This is a genomic window from Acinetobacter sp. neg1, from assembly GCF_000788125.1.
Lineage (GTDB): Bacteria > Pseudomonadota > Gammaproteobacteria > Pseudomonadales > Moraxellaceae > Acinetobacter > Acinetobacter vivianii.
In genome coordinates, this window is the sequence record NZ_JSZD01000020.1 from 96,102 (window position 1) to 108,895 (window position 12,794).

At 42.8% G+C, this 12,794-nt stretch carries 10 protein-coding genes; 2 read left to right on the forward strand and 8 right to left on the reverse strand.

Features of this window, described 5'->3' with window-relative positions:
- Positions 1-42: 42 nt before the first annotated feature.
- Both PJ15_RS14785 and PJ15_RS14790 read left to right on the forward strand, forming a co-directional pair.
- Positions 43-1,650: a GMC family oxidoreductase gene (locus PJ15_RS14785; RefSeq protein WP_047432055.1), complete on the forward strand. Its 1,608-nt coding sequence runs from the start codon at positions 43-45 to the stop codon at positions 1,648-1,650.
- Positions 1,651-1,694: 44 nt separating this feature from the next.
- Positions 1,695-3,182, forward strand: coding sequence for an NAD-dependent phenylacetaldehyde dehydrogenase (locus PJ15_RS14790; RefSeq protein ID WP_047432058.1), 1,488 nt, complete (start codon positions 1,695-1,697; stop codon positions 3,180-3,182).
- Between the two features lie 70 nt (positions 3,183-3,252).
- Here the strand turns inward: PJ15_RS14790 and PJ15_RS14795 are convergent, their stop codons facing one another.
- The 8 genes from PJ15_RS14795 to catC form a co-directional block, all read right to left on the reverse strand.
- Positions 3,253-5,670: a penicillin acylase family protein gene (locus PJ15_RS14795; protein WP_155766465.1), complete on the reverse strand. Its 2,418-nt coding sequence runs from the start codon at positions 5,668-5,670 to the stop codon at positions 3,253-3,255.
- Between the two features lie 326 nt (positions 5,671-5,996).
- A complete protein-coding gene (locus PJ15_RS14800; protein WP_047432063.1) occupies positions 5,997-7,406 on the reverse strand; it encodes an MFS transporter in 1,410 nt (469 codons plus the stop codon).
- Positions 7,407-7,562: 156 nt separating this feature from the next.
- Complete coding sequence (pcaD, locus tag PJ15_RS14805) at positions 7,563-8,345, reverse strand: 3-oxoadipate enol-lactonase (RefSeq protein WP_047432066.1); 783 nt, start codon at positions 8,343-8,345, stop codon at positions 7,563-7,565.
- A gap of 15 nt (positions 8,346-8,360) precedes the next feature.
- A complete protein-coding gene (gene pcaF / locus PJ15_RS14810) occupies positions 8,361-9,569 on the reverse strand; it encodes a 3-oxoadipyl-CoA thiolase (RefSeq protein ID WP_047432069.1) in 1,209 nt (402 codons plus the stop codon).
- A 413-nt stretch (positions 9,570-9,982) separates the two neighbouring features.
- On the reverse strand, positions 9,983-10,633 hold the full coding sequence (locus PJ15_RS14815) for a 3-oxoacid CoA-transferase subunit B (protein ID WP_047432073.1): 651 nt from the start codon (positions 10,631-10,633) through the stop codon (positions 9,983-9,985).
- A 2-nt stretch (positions 10,634-10,635) separates the two neighbouring features.
- Positions 10,636-11,319 carry a 3-oxoacid CoA-transferase subunit A gene (locus PJ15_RS14820; protein ID WP_047432077.1) on the reverse strand — a complete coding sequence of 228 codons (684 nt, stop codon included), beginning with the start codon at positions 11,317-11,319 and terminating at the stop codon, positions 10,636-10,638.
- 130 nt (positions 11,320-11,449) lie between these two features.
- Positions 11,450-12,370: a catechol 1,2-dioxygenase gene (gene catA, locus PJ15_RS14825; protein WP_004771120.1), complete on the reverse strand. Its 921-nt coding sequence runs from the start codon at positions 12,368-12,370 to the stop codon at positions 11,450-11,452.
- A 120-nt stretch (positions 12,371-12,490) separates the two neighbouring features.
- Entirely contained in the window at positions 12,491-12,781 is a 291-nt protein-coding gene (gene catC, locus PJ15_RS14830; RefSeq protein WP_047432080.1) for a muconolactone Delta-isomerase, read from the reverse strand.
- Positions 12,782-12,794 lie beyond the last annotated feature (13 nt).

Below are 12,794 nucleotides of genomic sequence, written 5' to 3' on the forward strand. Positions count from 1 at the left end.
ATTGGCGGTGCATTTATAGAAATAAAATGAGGATGAAATCAGATGAATACACAATATGACTATATCGTGATTGGTGCTGGCTCAGCAGGCTGTGTGGTCGCAGCACGACTATTAGAAGCCAAGGCTGGGCGTGTTCTTGTTCTAGAGGCAGGAAGCCGAGATAGCAGTATGTTTCATACTATACCTGCGACAGTGGTTAAAGTATTCCAGCAGAAATCATGGCAATACATGACCGTGCCGCAGAAATATTGTAATCATCGTGAAATGATCCTTGCACAAGGAAAAGTGTTGGGAGGTGGAAGCTCGGTTAATGGCATGATCTATTGCCGAGGCCAACGACAAGATTATGATTTATGGGCCTCGGAATGGGGATGCAATCAATGGTCTTATCAACATGTGCTGCCTTTTTTTAAGAAAGCAGAAAAAAATGAAAGTCTTGCTGATGAATATCATGGACAAGATGGCATTTTACCTGTCAGTGAAAACCGCTATCGCCATCCTTTAACGCTTGCTTGTATTAAGGCAGGTCAACAAATGGGGATGAACTATGTTAACGATATTAATGGTTGGGATCAGGCGGGCGTAGGGTTTTATCAAACTACTACTCAAAATGGTTCTCGGGCGAGTACCTCAAAAACCTATTTAAAGTCAGTCGAAAACCACCCAGACCTCACAGTGATTACTGATGCCTTAGTCCATAAAATTGAAACTCAAGGTGATCAGGTTACTGGGGTGACTTATAGTGTTGGCGAAAAATCACCAATTACGGTACAGGCTCAAAAAGAAGTCATTCTGAGTGCTGGTGCAATTGGCAGTCCTAAGGTTTTATTACTTTCGGGAATTGGTCCAAAACAGCATTTAGATGAGCTCGGCATTGAATGTATACGTGACTTACCTGTAGGTGAAAATTTTCACGACCATTTGCATATGTCGGTCAATGCAACAGTAACAACCAATAATAGTCTGCTCGGTGAAGACCAAGGTTTAACTGCGGTACGGCACTTTTTACAGTGGTGTTTTACACGTTCAGGATTGTTAACCACCAACATTCTAGAAGGTGGTGGTTTTATTGACACCAATAACAATGGTCGACCTGATGTCCAATTTCACTTTTTACCTGTGCTGGATAATTTCGATAATACCCCAGGTGAAAAAGCAGTTGCTCAGGCACATGGCCTTACCATTAAAGTCGGACATGTACAGCCAAAAGCACGAGGGACTTTACGTTTAAGTAGTAAAGATCCCAAAGATTTACCTGTCATTGACCCTAATTACCTAGGTCATCAAGAAGATATTGACGCAAATATCCGTGCGGTACAGGCCGGACTTCGCCTATTACAACAACCCGCATTGAAAGCAATTGTCAAAGAAGTAATTGAGCCTGCGAATATCGATCCTGATGATATTGAAGCGATTGATCAATGGATGCGCCAGAACATTAAAACGGTTTATCACCCCGCAGGTAGCTGCAAAATGGGCAATGCTCCGCAAGATTCGGTCACAGATCAGACTCTTAAAGTACATGGTTTTAAAAACTTACGTGTCGTTGACTGTTCTATTTGCCCACAAGTTCCAAGCGGTAATACCAACGCAATTGCCATCATGATTGGTGAACGCGGTGCTGACTTTATTTTGAATCAGGTCGCTTAGTTGCTGTCATAACAAAATTTTAGAAATGAAAAGAGGAAAAGAAAATGAGTGAAGTTCAGGTTTTAGAAAGCGTACAGCAATTTATGGCACGTCAACATGGACATTTTATTGATGGAAAATTAGTGGCCGCCGAGCTTTTAGATAAAGTGGATATTGTAAATCCATCGACTGAACAAGTGGTTGCTCAAATTAGCATAGGTAGTCAACAAGATGTCGAAAATGCGGTGAAAAGTGCGGAACATGCTTTTCAAAATGCTTGGGCTGAAACGACGCCGTATGAGCGTGGCGTTAAACTGAACAAATTAGCCGATTTAATTGAGCAATATGGTGAAGAACTTGCACAGCTCGAGTCGTTATCTACTGGAAAACTTATCAATATTTCAAGACATCTTGAAGTCGCACAATCTGTTATTTTCTTAAGATATTTTGCGGGTTGGGCAACCAAAATTAATGGTCAAACCATGCAACCCTCTATTCCTTCTATGCAAGGTGAAAAATATACAGCTTTTACTTTAAGACAACCGATTGGTGTGGTTGCAGGGATTGTGCCTTGGAATTTTTCACTGATGATCGGTGTTTGGAAAATTGGTTCAGCTTTAACAACTGGCTGTACCATTGTGCTTAAACCAAGTGAGTTTGCCAGCTTATCTTTATTACGTTTAGCTGAACTTGCCATTGAGGCAGGTATTCCAGCGGGTGTAATTAATGTGGTTACGGGTAAGGGGGAGACGGGACAATATTTAATTGAATCGCCGCTGGTTAAGAAAGTCTCATTTACAGGTTCAGTTCCAACTGGCATTGCCATTGGTAAACTCGCAATGAGCAGTGATTTAACCCGTGTAAGTCTGGAGCTGGGTGGTAAAAATGCCATAGCGGTTTTGGCCGATGCAAATATCGATGAGATTTTACCGACTTTGCTGCAAGCAACTTTTGTACATCAAGGTCAAGTTTGCGCATCCCCAGAACGGTTTTTTGTACACCATACAAAATACGATGAATTAGTCGAGAAACTTTCTAACGCACTCTCGAGTTTCAAAATTGGATCGGCTATGGATGAAGGAAGTATATTTGGTCCGCTCTCTAATCAGCCTCATTTTCACAAAGTAAAACACTATTTAGATATGGCTAAAGCCAACAAGCAGATTATTGCTGGAGGTGAGGCTTTAGATCAAACAGGATATTTTGTACAGCCGACTTTAATTTCCTTTAAAAATACGGATGATCCTTTATTTTCAGAGGAAACTTTTGGTCCAGTGGTTGGGGTAATGCCATTCGACACTGATGAAGAACTCATTCAACTGATGAATCAGTCGCGCTTTGGTTTAACTGCAAGTATCTGGACAAATGACTTATCTAAAGCTTTACGTTTAATTCCTAAAATTGAAGCAGGAACCTTATGGGTCAATATGCACACATTCTTAGATCCATCCGTTCCATTTGGCGGGGTGAAAGCTTCAGGAATTGGTAGAGAGTTTTCGGATGCATTTATTGAAGATTACACCGAATTAAAATCGGTCATGATTCGCTATTAAGTCAATAAAGAGGTTTGTCATCTTAGAAATAACAAACCTCAGTCTTTAAAATTAAAATTGGACTAAAAAGTTAGTAGTTTAAAGTGATGCTTTGTTGAGTTGCTTGGTCAATTTCCTTTAGACTCACTGCATCCTCTTTACACTTGTAACTTTCAAATAAAGGCAGCTGATCTGCAAAATGGGCATCAGTTTTTCCATTTTGATTGATAAAGCCACTTTGACCAGGCGCTAAAATCGAACACATGGTGACTTGATTTGGATTTAACACCACTCTAAAAGTAGCACTTCCTGTATTTCCATAAGTACTGAGCTGTTGTTCATGTGATGGATCAGCCCATGGAATACCGACCGAATTTTTGCTGGAAAAGCCCATCGTTGCTACTGGAATTTTCCAGTCATTCGGGTCAGTAGAGTGATATTGTTTTGAAAGTTCAACTAGTGCATTTTCTAAAGCTTTTAAGACAACCTCATCTGCTGTTTGTCCTTTTAAGAAATCAACATTCTGGGGAACGCTTGCCTGTTTTCCTTGCAGGGCATTCCAGATTAATTTTGATGCGCTGGCAGGCTGTGCACTTCGTGGATCATTATTGACCGGATAAAGCGTATCGGTATAACGCTGATAAATACTTTCTGATAAGTTTGGTTTTAACACCAAGACAATCATCTGATTCAGCCATGCACGCATAATCGCTGGTGCTGCACCTTGATAATACTTCCCTTCACGATCTGGGCGTAATTTTAGATCCCATTCTGCCAATAGCGGTGCGACTTTTTTAGTCTGTGTCGATGCTTTGTCGCTTTGTGCGGCTTTGATCATAGAGGGAATAAAATAGCGCGCATTTAGATCCGACCAAGCACCTATTTTATTAATGTCCCAAATCTCTTGCTGGCTTAACTTTGGTTTGCTTTCCAAAGGTTCGATCAGTTCATTGACACGATCAACATAAGAGAAATTCGATGAATCAGAACGTAAACCTGCATATGCTTTATTATTCCAACTACTGATATAACCTTTTTCAGGATTATATTGTTTAGGATTATGCGAGAAATCGTAGAAACCCTGCCATTCCATTGAACCATCGCCAAGTGCAGGAAGTTGAATATGCTGGTTTTCAGGGCGAATCGGTAAACGTCCCAACGCAGCGACCCCGATATTATTCTTGGTATCGGCATAGAACCAAGTAATAGAGGCTGCGACACGTTTGGCTTGAGCAAGAAACTCGTCCCAGTTGGTGGCCTTGGCTGCATTGGCCCAGCCTAATAAGGTTTCAATTTCTGCACCTTCCCAGCTACGTTTTTGAGCATAGGCGGTGTGATTTTTTTCATCCCATGTGCTCACAAAGCCTTGTTTGCTCTTATAAACATCTAAAATGTGGTCGGCCTGATTCTTAACTTTTATTTTTACTTGCTTGTGCTCAAATGGAATATAAGCGCCTTTGTATAAATATTCTTTTGAATTGCTTGGATTTAGAGTGAGTTGGTAAACATCGTTAGTATCGAGTGAGCCTACCGTAGAACCCCATGCGATTTTGCCATTGGTGCCAAATAAAATTGCAGGTAAACCGACAGGGGTAATTCCTGTTAGGTCATAGCCAGCGCCGTGTAGGCCAATTGCATAGGTAATCGCAGGGGTATACCAGCCTTGTTGGGGGCCATTATATAAAACAGTCTGACCCTCAATGGTCTTATCTCCCTTTACTACCCAAGCATTGCTAGCTGTTGGAACACCATCAATCACGCTTTTACCCAGCGCAATACGTACTTGTGCTAAATATTTTTCTGCTGCCTGATTGGAGATAGGCAAAACCTTTTTCGGGATAGTTTGCTGTCGTGCTGAAAATTGTGGGGCTTGTTCAGACTGAATAATTGTTGGTGCTTTTGGATCATCTAGCCAGCGTAATTGTTGATAGACTTTAAGACCCTCAGCTTGACCTTTTTCTTTTTGTAGCTGGGTGAGCAAGTCTAAGTTTGAAACCTCTGAACTTGCTGAAAAGAAGCGATTGAGAATGAGACCGACCCAAACCATTGCTATGTCTTCTGTTTCCCAGCTTGAGGGTTTAAAGCCATAATCAACAAATTCTTTTGGCATGAGTGCTGGATTGGCTAAAACTTCTTTGACGCGTTTATTGAAACCTGCCGCATAACCCTCAAAAATTGCACGGTCTTCGGGGGGGAGTCGCGCAATTTGTTGTCTGATATTTTCAGGGTTAAAGCGACTATGGGTTGCAATATCATATTGCACATAATCGGGACCCAATACTTCAGCGACCGTGCCTAAACCTGTACGTTTTGACATTTCCATCTGAAATAAACGATCAGTTGCGACGGCATAGCCATAACCGTAAAAAAGCCCATAACTATCTTTTGCATAGACATGGGGCGTACCAAAGTGATCTCGCTTAATTGTGATTTGTTGTGGATGAGGCGTTGTTTCTAAATTTGAAGGTGAATTACATCCTATGAGCAAAGTACAACCTAACGCTAACATTCCATTTTTAAGCAAAGTAGCGCTATAGAGGGGGCTATGATTGATCAATTTTAAATATCCTTATTGTCGTTATCGTTTCAAAGACATGACTTGAAAATCTTCTGTTGAAGGGAGTGAAATACACCGCTGAACATACCTTGTTCATTGAATAAAATTATGATGATTTATCTATGTAATTTTCCATTACCTTGTGGGTATATCTTTATACTTTATGAGACAAGGTTTTATCGGTTTCGAGAAATTCATTTAAGAAAAATAATAGATCAAACAATCATCTGCTTTTTGCTCGGGGCATTAAGATGATTGTTTGACGAATGAGCAGAACATTAGCGCATCAATTTTTTAGCTAACCGATCTGGATTCAGTAATACGATATTGAGAATCCCCACCACAACCAGATACAAGCCAATAGAGCTAAATCCCTGATTCATGCCTATCGTTAAATTTTCTAACATCTGTGGACTGAGTGGAACGCCTTTGCCTGGGTTGATATAACCTGCATGGTCCATTAAATATCCAATCATGGTTGGGGAAATGATTCCGCCTATAGAGGCGGTTGCCACCAGTGTTGCCATGACTGCGGCACGTTGCTGTGGGCAAACACTATAACTGACGGTCATGGTTGCCAGCGGAAAACACATGGAAAATCCTGCTGCAACCGTGATCAGGATCAGATTGAGACTTCCCGTTGAAAAGGGGAGCAAATAAAAGGCAGCACCCGAACATAGAAGTAGTAAGCCAAAAACAACACCAAAAGCAATATGAACGCTTTGTCCTTTTTGTAGAAGTACTTTTGAAATATAGCCAGCAAGTGCCAAGGTGAGGGCGCCTAAAACCCAAGGAAAGCTGGAAATAAAGGCAATCATTTCAGGCGAGAATTGATGAGTGGATGCAATATATTTAACTGCCCAAGTGGTTAAAAATCCTAAAGACCAGAAGCAGCCCAAGCCAGCGAGGAAGGCCGCAATAAACATTTGAGAAAAAAAGACTTTGAAAATTGGGACGGGTTTTAATTGATCTACAAAATCTATGATGCTTTGGCGACTGGTCTCAGCTTCTTTGATTTCTTTCATAGAAGAAGTCGCTGAATTTTGGGCTTGATGAAAATGACTATAAGGGCCTTCTTTACAGATACAACGCCATAAAAGACTCCAGATGATGCCAATAATACCTAGAAAGCCAAAGGCCCAACGCCAGCCCCAATCTGGATGCGCAATGATATAGGCCAAAATAGGTGCTGCAATAATTGGCCCGAGCATGGTTCCTGAAGCGACAAGGCTACTTGGAAAACCACGGGCACTGGGTTCAAACCAACCCTGTACATGGGTTAATGAAATGGATGAAGCAGGGCCTTCTGCTGCACCGAGTACTATTCGTGTGATCAATAAGGTTGTTAAACCACCACCGAATAGCATAGGGAACTGTAACAGTGCCCAACTTATACCCATGATTAAAAGTAACCAGCGGGTTTGAACTTTTTCTGCAATAAAGCCAACGGCGATACCTGAGATTGCGAATAAAAAGAAAAAGGCACTGCCAATAAAACCAAACTGGGTCGCTGTGAGTCCTAATTCAGCCATGACGGGTTCGGCAACAAGACCCAAAACAGCTTTATCTGCAAAGTTAATCATCTGAAACAGTACTAAAAGTGCCGTAATTAGCCAAGCTCGTTTCAGGTCTGAAAAGAAAACTGAAGATGCTGAAACTGTATGATGTTGTGAGTTGTTGTTATGCATTGCATGATCCTTATGCAGCGACCAAGGCACATCGGTCAAAAATAATGGCTTACTATTGATTTAAATAAATATATTTCTATGGCAAAGCTTATTTAGATGGAGCGTGTTTTTAGTGCTACGATCTTGCGCTGCTTATGAAGCAGCGCTTTGTTTTAATTAAGTTGTAGTAATAAAGTCGAACACTGCCTGATTGAAGGCATCGACCTGTTCAATATTCGAAATATGCGAGGCATTGATTTCTACTAACTGGGCATTTGGAATCTGCTGTTGCATAAATTGCCCATCAGCAACTGTAGTGACAGGGTCTTGTGTTCCAGCAATAATTAAAACAGGAATAGGGATCGCTTTGAGTTGATCACGAACATCCGCCTTAGCCAAAGCCTCACAACAATTGGCATAACCGATTGCGCTGCCAGCACTTAAGTCGTTACACAAGTTATTGACAATCGCCGTTTGGCTTTGGATAAAGGGATCTGTAAACCATCGAGATGCGGCAGTCGCTGCGATGGGTTGTAAACCTTGTTCTCTAACTAATTTTGCACGATCCAGCCATGCTTGTTCCTGACCAATTTTTGCCGCAGTATTGGCAATGATCACATGACTAAATCGATGTGGATAATGAATCGCAAGCCATTGACCCGTTAAGCCACCCATGGAAATTCCACAAAAACTGGCTTTTTCAACCTTCAAATGATCCAGTAAACGGATGACATCTTCACCCAGTTGTTGCAGGGTATAAGGAGCTTGTGGTGTTGAAGATGCACCATGACCGCGTGTGTCATAACAAATCACATAAAAGCGTTCTTTAAAATAATTGAACTGCTGTTGCCACATTCCGTAGTTGGTCCCCAAAGAATTGGAAAATACCAGTGCAGGGGAGTTGGGATCTCCAAAAGTTTGATAATTGATCTGTGCATCGGCAGACTGAAAAACTGACATTACTCTTCCTTTATTTTAATCAACACGTTGAATAATCAATGCAATGCCTTGACCGACACCGATACACATTGAACACAAGGCATATTCACCCTTGATCTGTTCAAGCTGATTCAAGGCAGTGGTGACTAGGCGCGCACCTGAAGCACCCAATGGATGACCTAGGGCAATTGCACCACCATTCGGATTGACGCGGGCATCATCATCTGCCAAACCTAAATCACGGGTGACTGCCAAAGCTTGTGCAGCAAAAGCTTCGTTTAGCTCAATCACATCCATTTGCGCTAAAGAAAGATTGGCTTGTTTAAGTAATTTCTTGATCGCAGGTGTAGGTGCAAAACCCATAATGCGAGGTTCAACACCCACTGTGGTGGCTGCAATAATTTTTGCACGTGGTTTGAGTTGATATTTTTCCACCGCTTCATCCGAAGCAATCAACACCGCAGCAGCACCATCATTAATTCCAGAGGCATTACCTGCTGTCACTGTGCCTTCTGCTTTCACCACACCTTTAAGTTTGGTTAAGCCTTCTAGAGTCGTTGATGCACGTGGATGCTCATCAGTATCTACCACAATGGCATCACCTTTACGCTGTGGAATGGTCACAGGAATAATTTCACGAGCAAAGAAGCCTTTGGCTTGCGCAGTTGCAGTACGTTGCTGGCTGTTTAAAGCAAACTGATCTTGATCAGCACGGTTGATATTGAACTGCTCTGCCACGTTTTCTGCGGTTTGTGGCATGGTGTCCACACCATACATTTCTTTGAGCTTTGGATTGATAAAACGCCATCCCATGGTGGTGTCTTCAATCTTTTGGCTACGACCAAATGCACTGTCTGATTTTCCCATCACATAAGGGGCACGGCTCATGCTTTCCACACCACCTGCAATAATCAGGTCGGCTTCGTTGGCTTTAATGGCACGCGCAGCCATCGCAATGGCATCCAGTGATGAACCACATAAACGGTTAACGGTGGTTGCAGGCACTTGATAAGGTAAGCCTGCTAATAATGCTGACATACGTCCCACATTCCGATTATCTTCACCCGCCTGATTGGCACAGCCATAGATCACATCATCCACTTGTTGCCAATCGACACTTGGGTTGCGTTGCATCAAGGCCTGAAGTGGAATAGCTCCCAAATCATCTGCACGGACTGGTGCAAGACCACCTGCATAACGACCAAATGGGGTACGGATGGCATCAATGATATAAGCGTTTTTCATTTTAAATCTTGTCCTTTACTTAGGGCCTTTCAGCCATTCTCCGTAGTTATTTCGCGATGGCGGCATGGATGCCGCCTGTTGGACTGTGGTATATGGATCTACCATCAGTCCAACAAAGGATTTTTGTTACTTTTTATCCCTAAAAAGTAAGGCAATGCCTATACAAATGATTTTCGAAAATCACTTTCATTTACGGGCAGTGACGGTAGTAGCATTGGTCATTAATTAATAAGAGCTAGGCACGACGGAGTCTTAAGGTGTTTAATCCCATACCAACAGCTCGTTTTCGTCACTTTTTTAAAAAAGTAACCAAAAACCTTTGTTGAACAGAGGAGGCTTCCTTGCCTCCCTGTCCAACGGGCGACATCCATGTCGCCTGTCACGGTAGTACCTGATGATAAAATCTTACTGTGCTAAATCGTCGCATCAATCAACTGAGCACCCGTCAACGCCTGTAACTCCTCAAAGCTCAGACCATCCACTTTCTCAATCACTTTTAAACCATCTTGAGTCACATCAATCACACACAGATCGGTATAAATTCGATCGACACATTTCAACCCTGTTGCTGGATATGAAAGTGCTTCAACAATCTTCGGTTCACCTTGCTTGGTATTGTGATCGGTGGTGATAAATACTTTCTTGGCTCCTACCGCCAGATCCATCGCACCACCCACCGCAGGAATGGCATCCGCTGCTCCGGTATGCCAGTTGGCTAGATCACCATTGGCTGCCACTTGGAAAGCACCAAGCACTGCAATATCTAAATGTCCGCCACGCATCATGGCAAAGGAATCCCCATGATGGAAAAAACTGCCGCCCGTCAGCATGGTGACGTATTCCTTACCCGCATTGATCAGTTCAGGATCTTCTTTACCTTTGGCAGGTGGCGGCCCGAATGCGAGTAAGCCATTTTCCGAATGCAGGAATACATCTTTGTCTGCTGGAAGATAGTTTGAAATCTTGGTTGGAAGGCCGATACCGAGATTGACATAAGCACCATCTGGAATATCTTGTGCGACACGTTCAGCAATCTGGTCACGGCTTAGTTTTTGATAGCTCATGTTTATGCTCCTGCGCCAGTCGTCGCATCAACTGCAACCACATGCTGTACAAAAATCCCAGGGGTAATAATGTGTTCAGGATCAAGCTGACCGAGTTCAGCCAGTTCAGAAACCTGCGCAATGGTGACATCCGCTGCCATCGCCATGATCGGGCCAAAGTTACGGGCTGATTTGTTATAAACCAGATTGCCCCAGCGATCGCCTTTGTGTGCCTTGATCAGTGCGAAGTCTGCTTTGATTGGGTATTCAAGCACGTAGTCTTTACCATCGATATGACGGGTTTCCTTGCCTTCAGCCAAAAGCGTACCGAAACCTGTTGGGGTAAATACCGCACCTAAGCCCATGCCAGCAGCCTGAATACGACAAGCCAGATTGCCTTGCGGCACCAGTTCCAGCTCTATCTTGCCTGCACGATACAGTTCATCGAATACCCATGAATCAGACTGACGTGGGAAAGAACAAATGATTTTACGTACTGCGCCTGTTTTAAGCAGTTTGGCCAAACCATAATCACCGTTACCAGCATTGTTATTGACGATGACCAGATCCTTGATCCCGAGTTCGATCAGTCCATCAATCAGTTCAGCGGGTTGTCCTGCGGTGCCGAAGCCACCAATCATAATGGTTGCTCCATCCTTGATCTGTGACAGTGCCTCGGTCAATGAGAGCTTACTTTTATCAATCATAAGGCCAACCTTTGATACATGTTTTTAAATTTCTATACATGCCTGTTTTCATCAAAACTTTCATTACACGCGATGCATAGAAATTTAAAAACCGTGAGCTAATGAATAGCTCACAGTCATTTTTAGGGGATTAGGCACCAACGCGACGACGTTCAACTTCTGAACTCGGCGCACCTGCATGTTCTTTAACCAATTCGACATTAAAAGTAATGTGCTTGAATGGTTTGTTGAGACCACGACGAGCAATTTCTGCTTCGTCTGTTACATCCACAGCAGTTGCGATAAGACCTTCACGTGTTGCAAATGCGAAGTCATCCCAAAGGTATTGATCGCCTTCAATATTGAATTGCGTGGTTAATTTGCGATAGCCCGGCGCAGAGACAAAATAATGGACGTGAGAAGGGCGGTTACCATGACGACCTAATAGGTTCAGTACCGCTTGCGTAGTACCTTCTGGTGGGCAACCATAGCCTACAGGCATGGTGGTTTGTGCGACATAGTGACCATTGGCATCAGAAAGAATAGTGCGGCGTAAATTGAAGTCTGACTGCGATTTATCAAAGAATGAATAGTTACCTAAGCTATTGGCATGCCACACTTCGACTTTAGCGCCTTCGATAATATTGCCTTCAGGATCTGTCACTGTGCCTTCAATAAATAAGGTATCCACTTTGTCTGATTCAGAGCCATCATCCATACGGGCAAAACCAACGGATTCAGGTGCACCTGCGACATAAAGAGGGCCTTCAATGGTACGTGGTGTGCCACCCGTAATGCCTGCTTTGGCATCTGCTTCATCGGCACGTAAATCAAGATAATGCTCTAAACCTAAGCCAGCAGCCAGTAAACCAAGTTCATTGGCCTGACCTGCATCGGTAAAATACTCAAGACCTTTCCATAGTTCACTTTGCGAGATGTCCAGATCTTCAATCGCCTGAAAAAGATCACCGAGCAGACGAACTACAATTTGTTGTACACGTGGATTGACTTCACCTGTCGCGGTATCCACATTCATTTTTTTAACCAGTGCATCGATTTCTTGACGGTTCATACATATTCTCCTGAAGTATGATAATTTTTGGTGGCTAGCGAACTGGCTATTTTTGCTGGTTCCTTGGCTCGCCACATTCCTTGTTCAAATTCTGTTTTTAACTTTGCCTGCTATGCGCGTTTAGCTGTCATCTTCACGAATGGCAGAAGGATGGCGATTTAAAGCCATCACTTCAATATTCATGTAGGGATATAAAGGCAGACCCTGCAAAATATTGTGTAATTCCTCATTACTTTCCACATCAAAAATACTGATGTTTGAGTATTGTCCCGTGATGCGCCAGATATGACGCCATTTACCTTGACGCTGTAAGTCTTGTGAATAAGCCTTTTCCACGGCTTTAATTTCATTGGCTTTTTCAGCTGGCATATCGAGGGGGATCTTTACATCCATTCGTACTTGGAAAAGCATGTCAACTCCTTGA

Coding starts and splice junctions, on each gene's coding strand:
- PJ15_RS14785 (WP_047432055.1), top strand. CDS start 43: ATGAATACACAATATGACTATATCGTGATTGGTGCTGGCTCAGCAGGC.
- PJ15_RS14790 (WP_047432058.1), top strand. CDS start 1,695: ATGAGTGAAGTTCAGGTTTTAGAAAGCGTACAGCAATTTATGGCACGT.
- PJ15_RS14795 (WP_155766465.1), bottom strand. CDS start 5,670: ATGTTAGCGTTAGGTTGTACTTTGCTCATAGGATGTAATTCACCTTCA.
- PJ15_RS14800 (WP_047432063.1), bottom strand. CDS start 7,406: ATGCATAACAACAACTCACAACATCATACAGTTTCAGCATCTTCAGTT.
- pcaD (WP_047432066.1), bottom strand. CDS start 8,345: ATGTCAGTTTTTCAGTCTGCCGATGCACAGATCAATTATCAAACTTTT.
- pcaF (WP_047432069.1), bottom strand. CDS start 9,569: ATGAAAAACGCTTATATCATTGATGCCATCCGTACCCCATTTGGTCGT.
- PJ15_RS14815 (WP_047432073.1), bottom strand. CDS start 10,633: ATGAGCTATCAAAAACTAAGCCGTGACCAGATTGCTGAACGTGTCGCA.
- PJ15_RS14820 (WP_047432077.1), bottom strand. CDS start 11,319: ATGATTGATAAAAGTAAGCTCTCATTGACCGAGGCACTGTCACAGATC.
- catA (WP_004771120.1), bottom strand. CDS start 12,370: ATGAACCGTCAAGAAATCGATGCACTGGTTAAAAAAATGAATGTGGAT.
- catC (WP_047432080.1), bottom strand. CDS start 12,781: ATGCTTTTCCAAGTACGAATGGATGTAAAGATCCCCCTCGATATGCCA.